Source organism: Arthrobacter sp. 01T425 (genome assembly GCF_056398725.1).
Map to the genome: position 1 here is coordinate 101,818 of NZ_JBFTPY010000005.1, position 19,100 is coordinate 120,917.

Consider the following 19,100-nt stretch of genomic DNA (forward strand, 5'->3'; position numbering starts at 1 on the left):
AGCAGGCCGCGAGTCAGCCGGGGCGCTGCCCCGGCGCTTGCTCCGGCCCGGGGCCGCGGGCCGCTTCCTCACCGGCCCGGACAGTGGCATCGATCATGGAGTTCATGAAGCGGGTGGCGATCTCCAGTTCTTCGGGCGTGAAGGTCGCCATGGCTGCACCCATGTGGCGGGCCAGCGGCAGGAACATTGCGCCGCCGTCCCGGTACGCCTTGGGCGTCATGCGCAGCTGCACCTGGCGGCGGTCCGCGCCCTCGCGCTCACGGACCACGTGGCCGGAACTGTGGAGCCGGTCGATCAGTGCGGTGGTGGCCGGGGAGCTGAGGTTCAGCTCTTTCCTCAGCACCCCTGGAGTGACAATCTGGTCCCGCGCCGCGTGCCGCATGATGACGGCGAGGGCGTTGAGGTCCGTGCGGTGCATGTCGTTGCGGCCGCCGGCGGAGTCCACATAACGGTTGGCTTCGAGGGTGAATTCCTGCAGGAGCCGGACGAGGGGCGGCGGACCGGCGGCTTCGGGCGGGACTGTGTTCTTGGGCGAGACCGCGTCTTCGGATAGGCCCGGGGATTCGGCTGACACGGCGGACCTCCTTCGTCCCTTGATCCTGCCCCGGCGGTCTGACCGCGGCAGGTCGGCGCTGTCGACGGCGCCTTCGGGAGTCTACTGCAGGGTCTGCGGAGCGGCCTGACGCCGGCTGTCTTTCCATTCTCCTCCGGTGCCCCCGGCAAATGGGTTATCTCTATGATGGAGATAGTCTACTATGGAGTTGATCTCTGCTCCCACTCCGAGGCGCACCCTGGAAGGAAACATGAAAACGACTTCGTCCGCGGCGACCCGTGTCCCGTTCTGGCTGCGCTGGCTGGTCCCCGCAGTGCTCGTCCTGGCCTGGCTGGCGATCGCCGGCGTCGGCGGCCCTACATTCGGCCGCCTGAGCGAGGTGTCATCGAATGACCAGGCATCGTTCCTTCCCGCCGGGGCCGAGGCCACCGAGGCTGCGGACTGGCAGGCCAAGTTCAGGGACTCCAAGGAGATCCCGGCAGTGATCGTGGTTGAGAGCGACTCCGCCTTCACCCCGGCCCAGCTCCGCGAGACCGCGGCCCTCAAGGGCAAGCTGGAGGCCCTGCAGGCCGGGAGCACGGTTATCGGTCCCATCCCTTCCGAGGACGCCAAGGCAGTCCAGTTCGTGGTGCCCATTGCTTCCTCGGCGGAAGTGAAAACGGTCGTCAAGGAACTGCGCAACGAGGTCCGGGCGTCCGCGCCGGCCGGAATGCAGACATTCGTCACCGGACCGGCCGGCCTCACCGCGGACCTTGTGAGTGCCTTTGCCGGCATTGACGGCATCTTGCTGCTCGTGGCCCTGGGCGCCGTGTTCCTGATCCTGCTGATTGTCTACCGTTCCCTGCTGCTGCCCGTCATGGTGCTGTTCACCTCGGTCTTCGCGCTGTGCGCCGCGATCCTGCTGGTGTTTGGCATGGCCAAGGCCGGCTGGATCCAATTGAACGGCCAGAGCCAGGGCATCCTGTCCATCCTGGTGATCGGCGCAGCCACCGACTACGCCCTGCTGTATGTGGCCCGGTTCCGCGAAGCCCTGACCCACACCACCAACCGGACGGCCGCCGCCGTCACCGCATGGAAGGCGGCCTGGGAACCGATCCTGGCCTCCGGCGCCACCGTAATCATCGCGCTGCTCTGCCTGCTGTTCTCCGACCTCAACTCCAACAAGGCCCTCGGCCCGGTGGCGGCGGCGGGCATCCTCTGCGCGCTCTTCGCCGCCCTGACCCTGCTGCCGGCCCTGATGGCACTGCTGGGCCGGGCAGCGTTCTGGCCGTTCCGGCCCAAACTGCTCCCGGAAACCGACCGGGAACCGGAACTGGTCACCGGCCTCGAGGGCCAGAAGGGACTCTGGCGGGCCACCGGTTCGCTCGTATCCCGCCGGCCGCGCACGGTCTGGGTCGCCTCGGTGCTGCTGCTCCTCGTAGCCGCCACCGGCCTCCTGCAGCTTAAAGCCAACGGCGTCGCCCAGACCGACGTCATCCTCACCTCCTCCAATGCCGTCGACGGGCAGGATGCCCTGGGCCGGCACTTCGACGCCGGGTCCGGCAGCCCCGCGGTGATCGTGGCCGACGAGGCAAACGCCCAGGACGTTCTGGCGAAGCTGCAGACCAGCGACGGCGTCGGAGACGCCTATCTGCTGGCCGAAGGCGGCGCCCCGGTCATCACCGGCGCCCCGGGCGCGCCGGCTGCCCCCGCAATCAGGGACGGGAAGGTCCTGATCAACGCGACGCTGAACCACGCCGCGGACTCCGCCGAGGCCGAAAACGCCGTGGTGTCGCTCCGCCAGGACCTGAAGAAGATAGACAGCGGTGTGCTGGTCGGCGGTGTGACGGCCACGGCGCTGGATACCAACACCACTGCCCAGCGCGACCTCGTCACCATCATCCCGGTGGTCCTGGGCGTCATCCTGGTCATCCTCATGCTGCTGCTGCGCTCGGTGCTCGCGCCGGTCCTGCTGGTCGCCTCCGTGGTCCTGTCCTATGCCGCGGCGATGGGCGTCTCCGCCTTCGTGTTCAACAATGTCTTCGGCTTCCCGGGCGCGGACGCGACGGTGCCCCTGTTCGGCTTCGTCTTCCTCGTGGCACTGGGCGTCGACTACAACATCTTCCTGATGAGCCGGGTCCGGGAGGAATCCCTCAAGCACGGCACCCGGGCCGGCATCCTGCGCGGCCTCGTAGTGACAGGCGGGGTCATCACCTCTGCCGGGGTGGTCCTGGCGGCCACCTTCGCGGCCCTCGGCGTCATCCCGATCATGTTCCTGGTCCAGCTCGCCTTCATCGTCGCGTTCGGCGTCCTGCTGGACACGGTGCTGGTCCGCTCCCTGCTGGTGCCCGCGCTGGCCTACGACATCGGCCCGCGGCTTTGGTGGCCCGGCAAGCTCGGCCGGCCAGGGAGCGGGGCTGTGGCCCGCGACGGCGCCCGGGCCACGCTGTCCGCCGAAAATCCGAAGGCAGATCCGGCTGAAAACGAGGAGGCCGGGGTCCGCTAGGCGGAACCGAAAACCGCAGCCGCCGTCACTGTCCCTGGTCCCCCCACCAGGCGACGGTGGCGGCGGCTGCCTCGTGCAGCGGGGTCGGTGTCAGCCCCAGCGCGGCCTGGCTCGCCGTGGAATCCATGACGAAGGGGTGCTCGAACTGGTACAGGGTCTCGGCCAGGTCCCGCATATCCGGAGAAAACACTCCCATTGCCCTCACCGCCCACCCGGGAACGCCGGTGACACGCGGTGCCCGGGTGCCGGCCGCCTTGGCGAATGCCCCCGCGATCTCGCGCTGGGTCAGTGCAGGTCCGGTGGGCGCATGCCATACCCGGTTCCACACCTGAGGCCTGCCAGCCGCCGCAATCATGGCGGCCGCGAGGTCCGGGACGTACGTGAAGGAATGCGGCCGGTCCGCCCGCCCGATCACCTGCATTGGCTTGCCGGCCGCGACGGGCCGGACCATGCGCTCGCCGGCGTGCGAGTTGCGGACCCGCGGCCCGAAGAAATCGCCGGCCACCATGCTCACGGTGGCGGTGGGGGAGGCCGCCCGGGCCGCGAGCAGTGCGGTCCGGACTCCGCGCTTGCCGCCCTGCGCCTGCCGGGGGCTGTCCTCGGTCATGATGTTTTCCGGGGTGCTGTAGGAGTACAGGCTTTCCGGGAAGACCACGACGGCGCCCGCCGAGCCCGCCGCGGCGAGCACATTCAGCTCGGCGGCCGGGAGTTCCCTGGCCCACACCTCGGCGTTGTAGCGCGAGCCGTGGATGCAGTGAAAAACGGCCGCGGCGCCCTGGACGGCCTCGCCGAGCCGGGCGGGCTCGGACACGTCGATCGACACTCGTTCCACCAGCGGGTGGGCGGGTCCGCTGCCGGACCTCGTCAGGAGGCGCACCCGGTGGCCCGCCGCTGCCAACTGTTCGGCGACGGTCCAGCCCACCGGGCCGGCCCCTGTGACGACATAGAGCCTGGGCGGTTGGTGCCCGGAGGCTGCAGGTTGGGACATTCCGATCTCCTTTTGAAATAACGAGAGCAGTGCTCTCCCATTCAGGACGCGACGCCGTGGCCGGCAAGTCAAGAGCGGTGCTCACATTTGTTGACAGTGCTCTTGGATGTGGAATGCTGGACTCATGCCAGAGGACAGGATTGCGGGCGCGATAGACGCCGGCGTTGCGGCAGGCCCGGCAGGCCCGGCCGGAGCGGCCCCGGCGGCGGTGCGGCTGCGCACCCCGCGCGAGCGTGCCCGGGCCCAGACGGTGGCCGATATCGTCCGGCTGGGCCGGGAGCATCTGGCGCTGCACGGTGCCGCCGCACTGTCCCTCCGCGCCGTGGCCCGTGATCTCGGGGTCGTCTCTTCGGCGGTCTACCGCTACGTGGAGAGCCGCGAGGAGCTGCTGACCCTTCTGCTGATTGATGCGTACAACGAACTTGGCGATGCGGTGGATGCTGCCGTCGGGGCAGTGCCGGAGGAAGACTTCGGCGGGCGCTTCACGGCGCTGGGCCGCGCGGTGCGGGACTGGGCGCTGCACGAGCCCTCCCGCTACGCCCTGCTCTTCGGCAGTCCGGTGCCCGGTTACCAGGCCCCGGCGGAGCGGACCACCGGCCCCGGGACGAGGGTGATTACGGCCCTCATGGGAATCCTCGACGGCGCCTTCCGGGCCGGGCGGCTCGCCGCGACCGGCCAGCGGAGTCCTGCCGTGGCCGCCGGGCTGGCGGGGGACCTGGCGAAAATCCGCGCCGAGTTCGGCCTGGCGGTGCCGGATGACCTCCTGGCCCGCGGCGCACTGGCCTGGACCTCGCTCTTCGGTGCCGTCAGTTTCGAGGTTTTCGGCCAGTATGGCGAAGACACGTTCACAGCCCGGGAGGAGCTCTTCGGCCACCACCTCGCGGTGCTGGCCGACGTCGCGGGTCTGCCGGCGGCCGGCGCTGCCCGGTAAACCAGGTTCCCCTGTTGCCTTGCCGTGGCGCTCGATAGACTGCCCCTGCGCCCGCACGGGCGCGCCAGATGCGTCCAGGAAGGATCCATCCATGTCTGAAGAGACCAGGCCTGAAGAGAACAGGCCTGCAGAGAACACGCCTGAAGAGAATGTCCCCGGAAAAGCGGCGCCGCGGAACGTCGGTGCCGTTCCTGCGGAAGAGGAGGCAGAGGCCGCGGCACCTGAGGGGCAATACGCTGAGGGCGACTACGGCTCCGCCGGCACGGCAGGCCAAGTCCCGCCCACCGCCGTCGAGGGGGAGTACGCCGCGGGGGACTACGGCGAGGCCGGCGTGGCCGGAGCCGCCGTCGTCGGCGACGTGGAAGGCGACTATCCCGAGGGCGACTACGGCGAGGGCGGGGTCTCCGGTGAGCCCGCCGGCGTCGCCGAGGAAGGTGAATACCCCGAAGGTGACTACGGGAGCGCCGGTACGTCCCGTCCCGAGCGATCCGCCCGGCCGGCAACGGGAGGGCCTGCCGACGGCGACGCCGCTCGGGGCGACAACTAGCGGGATCAAAGCTGGCGGGACCAGCCGGCGCGGGCGCCGGCTGGTCCCCTGCCCAGGTCTGCGCCCCTGCGCCCAGCGGGCAGGTTCGCGCAGGGCGAAACGCCGCCCGGGACGCGCCGGAAGGGCTGGATTGAGGGGAATTTAGGCGGCGAGGAGCTGCCGCGGGCGGGACGGGAAAGCAAAGTTGAGTCGAATTCGCTCAACTTTAAATTGACTTATGCCCCCCTCTGGGTAAAGTTGAGTGTAGATCGCTCAATAACGGTCGGACCCGCTGCGGTTAGAGCAATTGCGGTTAGAGCCACAGTCACTGTGGTTGGAGCCACTGCGGGTCCGCGGCCATCTCCGCAAGATTCCAAGGAAGTAAGGAAACAATCCATGTCACGTGCAGTAGGTATTGACCTCGGAACCACTAACTCCGTCGTCTCCGTTCTCGAAGGTGGCGAGCCCACCGTCATTGCCAACGCCGAGGGTGGCCGCACCACGCCGTCGGTTGTTGCCTTCTCCAAGTCCGGCGAGGTCCTGGTCGGCGAGATCGCCAAGCGCCAGGCCGTCAACAACATTGACCGCACCATCGCGTCCGTCAAGCGCCACATGGGCACTGACTGGACCGTCGCCATTGACGACAAGAAGTACACGGCGCAGGAAATTTCCGCCCGTATCCTCATGAAGCTTAAGAACGACGCCGAGTCCTACCTCGGTGAAAAGGTCACCGACGCCGTCGTCACCGTGCCGGCCTACTTCAACGACGCCCAGCGCCAGGCCACCAAGGAGGCCGGAGAAATCGCCGGCCTGAACGTCCTGCGCATCGTCAACGAGCCCACAGCGGCCGCCCTGGCCTACGGCCTGGACAAGGGCAAGGAAGACGAACTCATCCTGGTCTTCGACCTCGGCGGCGGAACCTTCGACGTCTCCCTTCTGGAGGTCGGCAAGGATGAGGACAACTTCTCCACCATCCAGGTCCGCGCCACCGCCGGTGACAACCACCTCGGCGGCGACGACTGGGACCAGCGCGTCGTTGAATACCTGCTGAACCAGCTCAAGGTCAAGGGCATCGACCTCACGAAGGACAAGATTGCCCTGCAGCGTCTCCGCGAAGCCGCGGAGCAGGCCAAGAAGGAACTCTCTTCCTCCTCCAGCACCAACGTTTCCCTCCAGTACCTGTCCGTCACCCCCGACGGCCCGGTCCACCTGGACGAGCAGCTGACCCGCGCCAAGTTCCAGGACCTCACCAAGGACCTGCTGGACCGCACCAAGAAGCCGTTCCAGGACGTCATCAAGGAAGCCGGCATCAAGCTCTCCGAGATCGACCACATCGTGCTCGTCGGCGGCTCCACCCGCATGCCGGCCGTCTACGACCTCGTCAAGGAACTGGCCGGCGGCAAGGAGCCCAACAAGGGCGTCAACCCCGATGAGGTCGTCGCCGTCGGCGCCGCCCTGCAGGCCGGTGTCCTCAAGGGCGAGCGCAAGGACGTGCTGCTGATCGACGTCACCCCGTTGTCCCTTGGCATCGAAACCAAGGGCGGCATCATGACGCACCTGATCGAGCGCAACACCGCCATCCCGACCAAGCGGAGCGAAACCTTCACCACCGCGGATGACAACCAGCCGTCCGTGGCCATCCAGGTCTTCCAGGGCGAGCGTGAGTTCACCCGCGACAACAAGCCGCTGGGCACGTTCGAGCTGACCGGCATCGCGCCGGCCCCCCGCGGCGTTCCGCAGGTCGAGGTCACCTTCGACATCGACGCCAACGGCATCGTGCACGTTTCGGCGAAGGACAAGGGCACCGGCAAGGAACAGTCCATGACCATCACCGGCGGCACCGCGCTGTCCAAGGAAGACATCGACCGCATGGTCCACGACGCCGAAGAGCACGCAGCCGAGGACAAGGCCCGCCGCGAGGCAACCGACACCCGCAACACGGCCGAGCAGCTCGCCTACTCCGTGGACAAGCTGATCGCCGACAACGCCGACAAGCTGCCCGAAGAGGTCAAGACCGAGGTCAAGGCCGATGTCGACGCCCTCAAGAAGGCCCTCGAAGGCACCGATGACGCCGCCGTGAAGACCGCGTTCGAGAAGCTGCAGGCTTCCCAGACCAAGCTCGGCGAAGCCATCTACGCCCAGGCCGGTTCCCCCGACGGCCACGCCGGTGCGCAGGGTGCCCCCGCAGGCGAGCCGGCAGCCGGCTCCGACGAGGACATCGTCGACGCCGAAATCGTTGACGAAGACGAGAAGAAGTAATCATGCCGCATCACGGTAACGAAGAAGAGCACGGTTCTTCCGAGAGCCGGCGCGACGCGGAACAGCAGGAGAACGAGCCGCAGAAGCCGGTGATCCACGACAACCGCAAGGTTGATCCGAAGACCGGCCAGGCCCGCCACCCCGGCCAGGAGCCCGCAGCTGCCGCGGCAGACTCCGGAGACGCACTGTCCCAGGCGGAGGACATCCTCAACAGTGTTGAAGTGCCCGCCGCGGAATCTGTGGCCCAGGGCGCGCCCGCTGCCGAGGCGGAGGAGCTCAGGAATGACCTCCGCCGCCTGCAGGCCGAGTACGTCAACTACCGCAAGCGGGTCGAGCGCGACCGGGCCGTGGCGGGCGAGATGGCCGTCATCGGCGTCCTGAACGCGCTGCTGCCGGTACTGGACGACGTCGACGCCGCCCGCCAGCACGGCGACCTCGCGGACGGCCCTTTCGCCGCGATCGCCGCCAAACTGGAGGCTGCGCTGAAGACGTACGGACTGGTCCGCATCGACGAGACCGGCGTGGAGTTCGACCCGACCATCCACGAGGCCCTCATCCAGCAGCCCGGCACGGATATCGAAATCGACACCGTCAGCCAGGTGCTGCGCTCGGGCTACAAGTCCGGCGATCGCGTCCTCCGCGCGGCCCAGGTGATCGTGGCGGTACCGGCGTAGTCACCTATCGCGAAGCGAGACAAGGGGCCCCGCCCCTACGCGTGGCGGCCTAGGGTCCTGCGGACCCAAGCCGCCACGCTCCGATAGGCCCGATGCCACTCCCGGGCCCCTTGTCTCGCTCCGCTCAGCGGTTGTCTCGCCTAAGGTGAGATGAACGCAGCGCAGCTGGATAGGGGGCCGCGGCGTGGTGGGCACCGCGAAGCGGGCACGGCCCCCTATCCAGCGGAGCTCGAACCGCAATACAGACTTTGAAAGGAAACGCCATTGGCTAGCCAGGACTGGGTGGACAAGGACTTCTACAAGATCCTTGGTGTCGCCAAGGACGCTTCCGACGCCGACATCAAGAAGGCCTACCGCAAACTTGCCCGGCAGCACCACCCGGACACCAATGCGGGGAACGTCGCGTCGGAGAAGAAGTTCAAGGACATCTCCGAGGCCTATTCCGTGCTCTCGGATCCCGATGAGCGCCAGCAGTACGACGCCATCCGGGCCATGGGCGGCGGCGCACGCTTTGCCCCCGGCGGAAGCGGCGGGGCCGGCGGCGGAGCTGGCTTCGAGGACCTCTTCGGCGGGCTCTTTACCGGCGGCGGCGGCCGCCACTCCGGCGGCTACAGCACGGCCGGCGGCATGCCGCCCGAGTTCGCAGATCTCTTCGGCGGCGGCGGATTCGGCGGCGGGGGCCAGTCCTTCCAGCGGGCTCCGCAGAAGGGCTCGGACCGCACCGCGTCGACCTCGATCTCATTCGGCGGGTCCATCCGCGGCACCACGATCGGCCTGCGTGAACCGGACGGTGAGGTCATCGACGTCCGCATCCCGGCCGGCATCAAGGACGGACAAAAGGTCCGCGTCCGCGGCAAGGGGCAGTACGCCCCCGCCGGCAACGGCGACCTCATGGTCACCGTCTCGGTAAAGCCGCACGAATTCTACGTCCGCGACGGCGACAACCTCCGGATCCACGTCCCGGTCTCCTTCCCGGAGGCGGCCCTGGGCGCAGACATCGAGGTTCCGACGGTCGACGGCGACACGGTCAAGGTCAGGGTTCCGGCCGGGACGCCCTCGGGCAGGACCCTGCGCGTCAAGGGCCGCGGAGTCAAGCACGCCAAAGCCACCGGCGATCTGCTGGTGACGATCGACGTCGCTGTTCCGCGGAAGCTGAACAAGGAAGCGGAGGAGGCCGTGAAGGCCTTCGCCGCGGCCACCGCCAATGAGGACGTCCGCGCGGGCCTGGCAGCCAAGGCCCGGCTCTAGGAACGGGATCCAGCCATGGCCATCGACTTCGACCAGCCGATCTTCGTCATCTCCGTTGCCGCGGAACTGGCGGACATGCACCCGCAGACGCTGCGCCAGTACGACCGGCTGGGCATCGTCTCGCCCAGCCGTGCCCCGGGCAAGTCGCGGCGTTACTCGCAGCGGGATGTGAATATGCTCCGCGAGGTCCAGCGGCTCTCCCAGGAGGGGGTCTCGCTGGAGGGCATCAAGCGGATCCTGCAGCTGGAGAACCAGGTGGCCGCCCTGCAGCGCCGGGTCGGAGAACTGACTGAGGAGCTGGGCCGGCGCCGCCAAGGGGCCGATTCGCGGATCTTCGCCGCAGGAACTGCCGGCGACGTCGTCAGCCTGGCCCGCGGCAAGCGTCCGCAGGCGCGGTCGCAGGCGCTGGTGGTGTGGCGGCCGAGGGGCATGGGCTAGGGCTCATCTCGCGGTTTCTCCAGGTTTCCCTAGTGACCAGGGCGGCGATGACACGGCCGCGGAGAATGTGTCAACCATCACGTTTTTCGGTTACGTCGCAATGCCGGGGCAAGTAGCGGCAGGAGCAAACCGAGTACACCGGAACGCAATCAGGTACCCGACCATCCGATAGTCGGGTACCTCATTTGCGTGACTTCATGCCCATTCCGCGCGTTGAATTGGAGTGTCAGAAAAGGCTGGCATGACACGCCTACAGCTCCTGCGGGAAGCCCGGGCGCGGAGCCAGCGCAGGAGCAGCGTAGACGCCGGGGGGCATCGCATGCATGATTCAACCGAGTTTGATCAGTCCAGGTGTGATTCGCGCCGGTTTGATTCGCCCCTTCGGGGCGGGTCCCGGCTGCGGCCAGCTGCGTTGACGGGCACGCCGTGAGCCCGGGGCTCCAGGCGGCCGTCCTGTTTGCCGGTTCCCTGCCGGGGCACATCCTGATGTCCCTGGGGCAGGCCCTGGTGGTCGTCTGCCTGTGCTTCGACTTCGTCCGCGCGGTCTCCGTGCCGCGATCCCGCAGCCGGTTCGTCGCCAACACGTGGTTCCGGACACTTGCACTGCCTTCCATCGTGGTCATGGCGTTCAGCGTGCTCCTCGATGCCGCCTCCGGCTCTTGGCCCGAGGTCGCCGCCGGAGTGTTCGTCATGGTCGCCGTGATCTTCAGGTGGCACCATGGCAGCGACGAGGACAGCTGGTGGACGGGCAAAGGCAAGGCCGTGGGCCGTTGGCTCCGGAACCGGGCAGCCTCCGGGTCCCTGGTTGCTCCGGCCACGGCCTGAAAAACTACGGCCTGAAAAAGACCTTGCTGTCCGGGCGTCCCAGGGTGTCCAATCCTTAACACAAGGCCCTGCAGGGCACGAGTGGATGCGACGCCGGGAGGTTCTCATGCCGTCGAAAGGCGCCAAGACGCCGTCAAGAGGACCGGTCCGGGGTACGTCTGACCTCCGGCGGGCAGACGCCAACGGCGTCGCGCCGCCGGAACAGCCGGACAAGGTCCGCAATGTGGCACTCGTGGGGCATTCCGGTTCCGGAAAAACGATGCTCACGGAGGCACTGCTTGCCGCCACCGGAGCCATCACCCGCAAGGGCTCGATCGCCGAGGGCACTACGGTGAGCGACTCGGATCCTTCCGCCATCGCGCAGCAGCGCTCCGTGGCGCTCGCGGTGGTGCCGGTGATGGTGGGGGACATCAAGGTCAACCTGCTGGACACTCCGGGCTATACGGATTTCATCGGCGAGCTGAGGGCAGGGCTCCGGGCGGCGGATGCGGTGCTGTTCGTCGTCTCGGCCACCGACGATGTCGACGCAGCGACCACGGCGCTTTGGAGCGAGTGCCAGCGGCTCGGGATGCCGCGGGCCGTGGTCATCAGCCGCCTGGACCATCCGCGTGCGGACTTCGACGCCGCCATCGCCCGCTGCCGCCTGGCATTCGGCGACTCCATCCTTCCGCTCTACCTGCCGGTCCCCGCGGACGGTCCCGTCACCGGGCTGCTGGGACTGCTGACCGGCACGGTCTCCGACTACAGTGATGCGGAACCGGCGCCGGCCACCCGGGCCGCGACCGGCGTCGAACTCGCCGCCGCGGAGTCCGCACGGGGCGCGCTGATCGAAGGGATCATTGCCGAGAGCGAAGACGAGACGCTCATGGACCGCTATCTCGGAGGCGAGGAAATCGCCCCCGACGTCCTGATCACCGATCTTGAGACGGCCGTGGCCCGCGGGTCCTTCCACCCGGTGCTGCCGGCGTCGGCGGAGTCGGGGCTCGGCCTGGCGGAACTGCTCGAGGTCCTGGTGCGTGCATTTCCGACGCCGGCGGAGCGCGGCGTCCCCGCAGCGACCGACCTCGACGGGGTGCCCGCCGGCGCGCTCGGCTGCGACCCCGACGGTCCGCTGCTCGGTGAAGTGGTCCGTACGACGATCGACCCGTTCCTTGGCCGCGTCTGCCTGGTGCGCGTTTTCTCCGGCGTGGTGCGGGAGGACGCCGCCATCCATGTGGGCGGCCGCGGAATGGCCGACCGCGGCCACGAGGACCACGACAGCGACGAGCGGGTCACCCACCTGTACTCGCCACTGGGATCAGGTCTGCGGCCAGTGCCGTTCTGCGTCGCGGGGGATATCTGCGCGTTGACCAAGCTGGGCACCGCCGAGACCGGCGACACGATTTCGGCCAAGGAGCTGCCGCTGCTGGTGGCCGCCTGGGACATGCCGGACCCGCTCATGCCGGTCGCCATCGAAGCCGCCACGCACGGCGACGAGGACGCCCTGGCCAGGAACCTGGGGAAGGTCACTGCCGGGGACCCGACGCTGCGGGTGGAACGCAACTCCGAAACCCACCAGCTGATCCTGTGGTGCATGGGCGAGGCGCACGCCGACGTCGTCCTGGGCAGGCTGCGGGACCAAGGGGTGAACCTGCAGAGCGTCCCGGTCATCACGCCGCTGCGGGAGACGTTTGCCGCGCCGGCCGCCGGGCACGGGCGCTATGTCAAACAATCCGGCGGCCACGGCCAGTACGCGGTGTGCGACATCGAGGTGGAACCGCTTGACCGCGGCGGCGGGTTCGAGTTTGTCGACAAGACCGTTGGCGGCGTGATTCCCGGGCCATTCATTACCTCGGTGGAAAAGGGCGTGCGGGCCCAGATGCAGAAAGGCGTCTCGGCCGGGTTCCCGGTAGTGGATATCAAGGTAACGCTGATCGGCGGCAAGACGCACAGCGTGGATTCCTCCGATGCTGCCTTCCAGGCGGCCGGGGCGTTGGCCCTCCGGGAGGCGGCCGGGGCAACCCGCATCCAGTTCCTGGAGCCGGTCTCGTCCGTGACCATCAGTGTTTCGGAGGACCACGTGGGCGCCGTGATGAGCGACTTGTCCTCCCGGCGGGCACGCCTGACCGGAACCACCTCCGCCGGCGCCGACGGCACCGAGATCAGCGCCGAGGTGCCGGACCAGGAACTGTTGCGGTACGCGGTGGAGTTGCGGGCCCTGACCGCCGGCAGCGGCCGGTTCCGGCGCAGCTACCTGCGGCACGAACCCGTGCCGCAGGCGCTGCGCTGATGGCCCCTGCTAAGCGCAGCGTCAGCCGTTGATGACCTGCGGAACGCCGAGGGCCTTGAGGCCTTCGACACCGAATTCGAGTCCGTAGCCGGATTGCTTCGCGCCACCGAACGGGATGCGGGGGTCCACGGCCCCGTGCTTGTTGATCCAGACGGTGCCGGCCTCGAGCCGGGCCGCCACCTTGCGGGCTTCGGCGGGGTCGGAGGACCAGACCGAGGCGCCGAGTCCGACGTCGACGGCGTTGGCCATGGCGATGGCCTCGTCCACGGTGCCGTAGCGGATGATCGGCAGGGCGGGGCCGAACTGCTCCTCGGCGACCAGCGGGTTGCTGTTGGCGATGTCCGCGACGAGGGTGGTGGGGTAGAAGTTCCCGGGCTGGTCGTTCTCCGGGTTGCCGCCGAGCAGGATCCTGGCGCCGGAGTCGCGGGCTGCCTCGACGAGCCTGGCGACGATGTCGAACTGCTGGCGGTTCTGGAGCGGGCCCAGGACGTTGGCCTCATCGAGTCCGTTGCCCATGGGCATGGCACGGGCCACGCTGGCGAGTTCCTCGCAGACGGCGTCGTAAATGGCGTCGTGGACGTAGAGGCGCTTGAGCGCCGCGCAGGTCTGGCCGGTGTTGATGAAGGCGCCCCAGAACAGGCCCTCGGCGATCCCCTTGGGGTCGGCGTCGGGCAGGACGATGCCGGCGTCGTTGCCGCCGAGCTCCAGGGTGAGGCGCTTGACGGTGTCGGCGGAGGATCTGATGATGGCCTTGCCGGTGGCGGTGGAGCCGGTGAACATGATCTTGCCGACCGCGGGGTGTCCGGCCAGGGCCTCGCCGACGTCGCGGCCGCCGGAGACCGCCGTGAGGAGGCCTTCGGGGAGTTCCTGGTTGAGGATTTCGACGAGGGCAAGGACGGACAGCGGGGTGTATTCGGACGGCTTGATGACGACGGCGTTGCCCATGCGCAGGGCTGGGGCGAGCTGCCAGACGGTGATCATCATGGGCCAGTTCCAGGGGCCGATCGCGCCGACGACGCCGATGGGCCGGTAGTGCAGTTCGGCGCGGGTTTCGCCGTCGTCCACCACGGTTTCGGGGTCCAAGGGCGTGCCGGCGGCGACGCGGAGCCAGGCGGCGCAGGCGCCGACCTCAAAGCGGGCGTTCGGGCCGTTCAGCGGTTTGCCCTGCTCGCGGGAGAGCAGGCGGGCGAGTTCCTCGGCGGAGCGTTCGACGGCGTCGGCGGCCCTGAGCAGCGCGGCGGACCGGGCGTCGTGGCCCAGTGCAGCCCAGGCCGGCTGCGCGGCGGCTGCGGCGGAGATGGCGGCTTCGAGGTCCTGAACGGTGTGGACCGGTGCTTCGCCGACCGGCTGTCCGGTGGCCGGGTCACAGATCGTGCGGGTTTCCCCGGACACCGGGGTGATCGAGGCGAGCAGGGCGTCGTAGGTTTCCATGGGGGTACTCCACATCGAGTAGGTCAGAGAACGCGGCCGGTGCGGCCTAAGAGTGCTGTTTCAAGCGTGCTCCGGCGAGGGGCCGAGGGGCTTGTCTATCCGCGAAGAGCTGTTGTGCGGGAGCGAACGGAACACCGAAAGCTATTTCCTGAGGCTGCGGACCCGAAGCCGTCCGGCCCGCCGTGCGGCCGGCGCAGGGCCTGGTGCTGACTACGCTCAGGAACAACAACCGGTCGCTAATCGACAAAAGCGTGACGGGCGCCACCTGCCATGCTGGATTTCACGGTGCAACGCACCCCATCTCCCAGACTCATGACCGTTAAGAAGGATCCGATGAGTATTTCAAATTCAGATTCCCGGACCGCAGAATCCAGCCACCGCACGGAGCACTCCACCGCGCTGCGTGCCGGCAGCGTCGGCGTCATGGGCATTCTCTTCTTTGTTTTGTCAGCCCAGGCGCCGTTGACCGGAATCGTCGGGGCATCACCCCTGGCCGCAGCGCTCGGCAACGGCGCCGGCGCCCCCGGCGCGTATCTGGTGGTGGGCATCGTCATCGTGATCTTCGCGGTCGGCTTCGTGGCCATGAGCCGGAAGATCCAGGCCAACGGCGCCTTCTACGCCTATGTCACCGCCGCCTTCGGACGGAAGGTCGGCGCGGGAGCGGCGTGGCTCGCGCTCCTCGCGTACAGCACGGTCCAGGCCGCGATGTATGGGCTGTACGGCGCGGCATTCTCGGGCCTCCTCGGATCTGCCGGGATGGTGGTCCCTTGGTGGCTTCTGGCCGCCATCACCATGGCGGGCGTGCAAGTGCTGGGCTCCCTCAACATCGAACTGGGGGCGCGGGTCCTGGCGGTGCTCGTGGGTCTGGAGGTCGCCATCCTGCTCATGTTCGGCTTCACCGTGCTGTTGCGGGGCGGCGGGCCGGAGGGGATCAGCCTGGCGGCGTCCTTCTCTCCCGCGGCGATCGGCGCAGGCGCCCCGGGCGTTGCCATCATGTTCGCCGTCGCCTCCATGTTCGGCTTCGAATCAACGGCCATCTACTCGGCCGAGGCCAAGGACGCCCACCGCACGGTCGCCCGGGCCACGTACCTTTCGGTAGTCGTCATCGCGGTCTTCTTCTCCTTCATTTCCTGGATGCTGGTCAGCTACTACGGACCCTCGCATGTCATCGACGCCGCGGGCGCGGCCCTCGAATCGGGCGATTCCACCGCGTTCGTGCTGACGCCGATGGTGGAGCTGTTCGGGCCGTGGGCCGGAACGGTCACCGGCATGCTGCTCGTGACCTCCCTGCTGGCCGGCATCATCGCCTTCCACAACGGCATCAACCGCTACCTCCATTCGCTGGCCCTGCGCGGGTCGATGCCCCGCGGAGTGGCCCGGACCAACCGGCACAAGGCGCCCGCCGTCGCTGCGCGGATCCAGACCGTGGTCGCCTTCCTGCTCGTGGCGCCGTTCGCGGTGCTGTCCCTGGATCCTGTCCTCACCCTCTTTTCCTGGTTCAGCGGGCTGGCCGTGGCCGCGCTCCTGGTGCTGTACATGCTCTGCTCGCTGGCCGTCGTCGCCTACTTCCGGCGGGAAAGGGTGTCCGGCCAGCTCTGGCAGACCGCGGTGGCACCGGTGCTCGCCACCCTGCTGCTTGGCTGGGTCCTGTCCCTCGTCATCATCAACTTCACCGCTCTGATCGGCGGCAGTGCCGAAACGGCCGTGGGCCTGCTGCTGACCGTACCCATTGTGTTTACCGCCGGTGTGCTGGTGGAAATTGCCGTGGAGCGCAGGGCCGCGCGCGCAGGGGTCACTGCCTAACGATCAGCCTTGGGCACAGAGTTGCGGTATCGCGTTTCTGGACTGCAGAGAGGCTCCGCCCGGCTTCCCCGGCGGAGCCTCTCCCGTCTCTTAGTGTCAGTCTCAGAGCCCTCGACGTCGGGCTGGCACAGATAGTCCAGGCCCTGATTAGGGGCTCGCCGTCCATTTCCAGTCCACGGTCGAGTCGGTCAAATTTACCCGGCAGAATTTCGTGGCGGTTTTGGAATCATCGTGTCCGATCTTGTAGACGAATTCGACGCCGAGTTCGTAACCGGAGGCACTGTCCGGAAGCGAGATCTGTTTGATCTCTCCAAGATATTTGACGCTCACCAGCGTGACTTTCGGGGCGGGGCGCAGCTGGCCCGGCGCGGGGGTTGCACCGGAGGCCTGGGCCTTGAGTTGATCCATGCACAGATTCTTGACCCGCTGTTGCGCGCCCGCATCGACGGTTCCCACGGACGACGCAGCCGGGTCGGCGGACGCGGATGGATTTGCGGATGCGGCTGCACCAGCGGGTGCTGCCGTCTCCGCTGAAGAGAGTCGCGTCTCCGGCGGGCCGCAGGCCACCAAAGCCAGACAGGTAAACAGCACGGCGCAAATCATTGACTTGGCAGATCGATTCATAGCGCCCCCGTTGGTCGTCACCTGTTCCCTGACATCAGCCCTGGTAAGGCCATGCCTTGCGTACCGAACCTGGCTTGGACGTGTTCGCATAGTGGGAGCCGCGAACGCCGTCCGAGCACCTCGTATTGTCCGGAATAGCCCTTGGAAAAAACTGGACTGAGATGTTGTGGCTGGCGTCAACCGGCATGACCCGGTCCCGCCCGGCCGAAGGCGGGACGGCATGAGGACGAATCGCGCACTGACGACCGCTATTGATGACGGGGCGCCTCTGAGTCCCGGCTGGCGGGTGCTGACGACGGCAGGTGCTCTCGGCAGGGGGTGAAGGCCAGGCTCAGGCGCCGCGCCGCCAGTCGCTGGGGGACTCACCGAAGGCATCACGGAAGGAGCGGCTGAAATGGGCCGCATCCAGGAAGCCCCAGCGCGCGGCCACGGCTCCGACCGGCATTCCGGCCAGGAGCGGATCGCGCAGTTCGCGGCGCGCCCCCTCCAGCCGCTGGGTCCGGATCCAGCTCGCCACGGTGGTCCCGGATTCATGGAAGACGTTGTGCAGGTGCCGGGTGGAGATGAAATGGGCCGCCGCGATGGACGCCGGTGACAGCATTGGATCGGCCAGGTGGGCATCGATGTACTCGCGGACGGATGCCGCCAACAGGGCCTGGGGCCTCATACGGTCGGGGGACATGTCCAGTTCCGAATGCAGCATCGTGGAGACGAGATCAAGGGCGTTGGTGGCCAGCCGCGATCCGCTGGGGCCGCTCAGCGCCTCCAGGTTCTCGGCGAGATGGGCGATGAAGGGACCGACGATCGCGGCGAGGCCCCCGTCGGCGGCCATCCGCAGCGCCGAAAGCTGCGCGATGCAGTCCGGCGGCAGGGACAGCGCGTCCCCGGGAAACATCAGCACCATGAGCCGGGCGTCGCCCTCGAAGGCAAGCGTGTACGGGCGGCTGGTGTCATAGATGGAGAGATCCCCCGGATGCAGGACTGCCTCGCGGTTGTCCTGGATGAGGAGCCCGGTGCCCTGCAGCTGGAGATTGAGCTTGAAATAGCGCTGGTTGGACTGCGCAATCAGCGCCGGCGTGCGGTGGACCTCATGGCTCGAGGAGGAGACCTCGACGAGTGCCACCCGGTCCAGCCTGCGGGCCCGCATGCGGCCGCGGAAGTTGTCCGCATCGGCGCTCGAGGCGGCCAGGGGAACGAAGGACTCCGCGACCAGGTGCCTCCAGTGGTCGAAAGATTCTGCTGTGCTGGTGAGGACATGCTGTCCGGCGGGGCTGGCCACTGGGCGGGTTGCAACTGCAGTCATCGAAGATCCTGACGCCGTCGTAATTCTTGGAATGTGTCATGGGACACAGTCCTTTCAGGGTAGCGGCGCGGCCCGCCGATGTCATCTTTTTTCGACGCTCGGCGAATAAAGATTGCCTGGGGCCTAGCAGGCCAGCAGGGTCAGGAAGCCCTCCAGCTGCTCGTTCAGCCCGAGTTCCACCTGGCCTTCCGGGGTGAGTGCCGCCGTAATCTGCGCGCCGAGAAGGAGGTTAAGCAGTTGCCCGGCCAGGGCGGCGTCGTCGACGGCGGTGGTGACGGCGCCGGCCTGCCGCGCCTCGGCAAGGTACCGCCGCATCGCCGCAAGCCACTGCTCCATCGAATCCCGGTGGATCCGGGCCTTGCCAGGGTCATTGATGGCCTTCTGCCAGAACGGGATGACAATCCGGGCCTCGTTGATCCGCTCCTCATCCAGCGGCAGCACCTCGACGCAAAACGACCGCAGGGCCGCCAGCCCGGCCTGCCCCGCGGTGACTCCAGCGATGCGCTGGTTGGTGCGGTTGAAGACGTGCCCGAACGCGAAGGTCAGCAGGTCATCCTTGGTGGGGAAGTAGGGCTTGAGGGCGCCGTTCGCGAAGCCTGCCTCGAGGGCAATTTCCCGCATGGTGGCACTTTCAATCCCGAGCCGGGCGATGATCCGCCACGTGGCGTCGACGAGTTCAAGCCGCCGCTGGTCGTGGTCGACAATCTTTGGCACCGGACAGCTCCCCAAATATTTTGCGTCGG

16 protein-coding genes are annotated in these 19,100 nt (G+C 67.9%); 10 read left to right on the plus strand and 6 right to left on the minus strand.

The window, feature by feature from the left end:
• Positions 1 to 13: 13 nt before the first annotated feature.
• Positions 14 to 574, minus strand: coding sequence for a MarR family winged helix-turn-helix transcriptional regulator (locus tag AC1DNG_RS08155; RefSeq protein WP_230010948.1), 561 nt, complete (start codon positions 572 to 574; stop codon positions 14 to 16).
• A gap of 229 nt (positions 575 to 803) precedes the next feature.
• Here AC1DNG_RS08155 and AC1DNG_RS08160 point away from each other — a divergent pair, with 229 nt between their 5' ends.
• Positions 804 to 3,038 carry an MMPL family transporter gene (locus tag AC1DNG_RS08160; RefSeq protein WP_476887100.1) on the plus strand — a complete coding sequence of 745 codons (2,235 nt, stop codon included), beginning with the start codon at positions 804 to 806 and terminating at the stop codon, positions 3,036 to 3,038.
• Positions 3,039 to 3,063: 25 nt separating this feature from the next.
• Here AC1DNG_RS08160 and AC1DNG_RS08165 read toward each other — a convergent pair whose 3' ends face one another.
• Positions 3,064 to 4,026 (minus strand): NAD-dependent epimerase/dehydratase family protein, encoded by a 963-nt coding sequence (locus AC1DNG_RS08165; protein ID WP_476887101.1) that lies wholly within the window; start codon positions 4,024 to 4,026, stop codon positions 3,064 to 3,066.
• A 124-nt stretch (positions 4,027 to 4,150) separates the two neighbouring features.
• On the opposite strand from AC1DNG_RS08165, the gene AC1DNG_RS08170 reads away from it, so the two are divergent.
• The 8 genes from AC1DNG_RS08170 to AC1DNG_RS08205 all read left to right on the plus strand — a co-directional run bounded on the left by AC1DNG_RS08170 (position 4,151) and on the right by AC1DNG_RS08205 (position 13,196).
• The gene (locus AC1DNG_RS08170; protein ID WP_476887102.1) at positions 4,151 to 4,957 is read left to right on the plus strand and encodes a TetR/AcrR family transcriptional regulator; all 807 of its coding nucleotides are present in this window, start codon (positions 4,151 to 4,153) and stop codon (positions 4,955 to 4,957) included.
• Positions 4,958 to 5,048: 91 nt separating this feature from the next.
• Positions 5,049 to 5,504: a hypothetical protein gene (locus tag AC1DNG_RS08175; protein ID WP_476887103.1), complete on the plus strand. Its 456-nt coding sequence runs from the start codon at positions 5,049 to 5,051 to the stop codon at positions 5,502 to 5,504.
• A 375-nt stretch (positions 5,505 to 5,879) separates the two neighbouring features.
• Positions 5,880 to 7,742: a molecular chaperone DnaK gene (gene dnaK, locus AC1DNG_RS08180; protein ID WP_079550752.1), complete on the plus strand. Its 1,863-nt coding sequence runs from the start codon at positions 5,880 to 5,882 to the stop codon at positions 7,740 to 7,742.
• Positions 7,743 to 7,744: 2 nt separating this feature from the next.
• Positions 7,745 to 8,416, plus strand: coding sequence for a nucleotide exchange factor GrpE (locus AC1DNG_RS08185; protein ID WP_476887104.1), 672 nt, complete (start codon positions 7,745 to 7,747; stop codon positions 8,414 to 8,416).
• A 264-nt stretch (positions 8,417 to 8,680) separates the two neighbouring features.
• The gene (locus tag AC1DNG_RS08190; protein WP_476850743.1) at positions 8,681 to 9,664 is read left to right on the plus strand and encodes a DnaJ C-terminal domain-containing protein; all 984 of its coding nucleotides are present in this window, start codon (positions 8,681 to 8,683) and stop codon (positions 9,662 to 9,664) included.
• Positions 9,665 to 9,679: 15 nt separating this feature from the next.
• On the plus strand, positions 9,680 to 10,102 hold the full coding sequence (locus AC1DNG_RS08195) for a heat shock protein transcriptional repressor HspR (RefSeq protein ID WP_028275425.1): 423 nt from the start codon (positions 9,680 to 9,682) through the stop codon (positions 10,100 to 10,102).
• Between the two features lie 426 nt (positions 10,103 to 10,528).
• The gene (locus AC1DNG_RS08200) at positions 10,529 to 10,927 is read left to right on the plus strand and encodes a hypothetical protein (RefSeq protein ID WP_476871791.1); all 399 of its coding nucleotides are present in this window, start codon (positions 10,529 to 10,531) and stop codon (positions 10,925 to 10,927) included.
• 106 nt (positions 10,928 to 11,033) lie between these two features.
• Positions 11,034 to 13,196, plus strand: coding sequence for an elongation factor G-like protein EF-G2 (locus AC1DNG_RS08205; protein WP_476850741.1), 2,163 nt, complete (start codon positions 11,034 to 11,036; stop codon positions 13,194 to 13,196).
• 21 nt (positions 13,197 to 13,217) lie between these two features.
• Here the strand turns inward: AC1DNG_RS08205 and AC1DNG_RS08210 are convergent, their stop codons facing one another.
• A complete protein-coding gene (locus AC1DNG_RS08210; protein ID WP_476887105.1) occupies positions 13,218 to 14,627 on the minus strand; it encodes an aldehyde dehydrogenase family protein in 1,410 nt (469 codons plus the stop codon).
• A gap of 333 nt (positions 14,628 to 14,960) precedes the next feature.
• On the opposite strand from AC1DNG_RS08210, the gene AC1DNG_RS08215 reads away from it, so the two are divergent.
• On the plus strand, positions 14,961 to 16,430 hold the full coding sequence (locus AC1DNG_RS08215) for an APC family permease (RefSeq protein WP_476887106.1): 1,470 nt from the start codon (positions 14,961 to 14,963) through the stop codon (positions 16,428 to 16,430).
• 147 nt (positions 16,431 to 16,577) lie between these two features.
• Here AC1DNG_RS08215 and AC1DNG_RS08220 read toward each other — a convergent pair whose 3' ends face one another.
• The 3 genes from AC1DNG_RS08220 to AC1DNG_RS08230 all read right to left on the minus strand — a co-directional run bounded on the left by AC1DNG_RS08220 (position 16,578) and on the right by AC1DNG_RS08230 (position 19,071).
• The gene (locus AC1DNG_RS08220; protein WP_476887107.1) at positions 16,578 to 16,838 is read right to left on the minus strand and encodes a hypothetical protein; all 261 of its coding nucleotides are present in this window, start codon (positions 16,836 to 16,838) and stop codon (positions 16,578 to 16,580) included.
• Between the two features lie 547 nt (positions 16,839 to 17,385).
• Entirely contained in the window at positions 17,386 to 18,357 is a 972-nt protein-coding gene (locus AC1DNG_RS08225; RefSeq protein WP_476857021.1) for an AraC-like ligand-binding domain-containing protein, read from the minus strand.
• 123 nt (positions 18,358 to 18,480) lie between these two features.
• Positions 18,481 to 19,071, minus strand: a complete 591-nt coding sequence (locus AC1DNG_RS08230) for a TetR/AcrR family transcriptional regulator (RefSeq protein WP_476887108.1) — start codon at positions 19,069 to 19,071, stop codon at positions 18,481 to 18,483.
• Positions 19,072 to 19,100 lie beyond the last annotated feature (29 nt).

Bases quoted from the DNA above. Each gene is read 5' to 3' on its own strand.
- AC1DNG_RS08160 (WP_476887100.1), top strand. From the start codon at position 804: ATGAAAACGACTTCGTCCGCGGCGACCCGTGTCCCGTTCTGGCTGCGC.
- AC1DNG_RS08165 (WP_476887101.1), bottom strand. From the start codon at position 4,026: ATGTCCCAACCTGCAGCCTCCGGGCACCAACCGCCCAGGCTCTATGTC.
- AC1DNG_RS08170 (WP_476887102.1), top strand. From the start codon at position 4,151: ATGCCAGAGGACAGGATTGCGGGCGCGATAGACGCCGGCGTTGCGGCA.
- AC1DNG_RS08175 (WP_476887103.1), top strand. From the start codon at position 5,049: ATGTCTGAAGAGACCAGGCCTGAAGAGAACAGGCCTGCAGAGAACACG.
- dnaK (WP_079550752.1), top strand. From the start codon at position 5,880: ATGTCACGTGCAGTAGGTATTGACCTCGGAACCACTAACTCCGTCGTC.
- AC1DNG_RS08185 (WP_476887104.1), top strand. From the start codon at position 7,745: ATGCCGCATCACGGTAACGAAGAAGAGCACGGTTCTTCCGAGAGCCGG.
- AC1DNG_RS08195 (WP_028275425.1), top strand. From the start codon at position 9,680: ATGGCCATCGACTTCGACCAGCCGATCTTCGTCATCTCCGTTGCCGCG.
- AC1DNG_RS08205 (WP_476850741.1), top strand. From the start codon at position 11,034: ATGCCGTCGAAAGGCGCCAAGACGCCGTCAAGAGGACCGGTCCGGGGT.
- AC1DNG_RS08210 (WP_476887105.1), bottom strand. From the start codon at position 14,627: ATGGAAACCTACGACGCCCTGCTCGCCTCGATCACCCCGGTGTCCGGG.
- AC1DNG_RS08215 (WP_476887106.1), top strand. From the start codon at position 14,961: ATGAGTATTTCAAATTCAGATTCCCGGACCGCAGAATCCAGCCACCGC.
- AC1DNG_RS08220 (WP_476887107.1), bottom strand. From the start codon at position 16,838: ATGGATCAACTCAAGGCCCAGGCCTCCGGTGCAACCCCCGCGCCGGGC.
- AC1DNG_RS08225 (WP_476857021.1), bottom strand. From the start codon at position 18,357: ATGACTGCAGTTGCAACCCGCCCAGTGGCCAGCCCCGCCGGACAGCAT.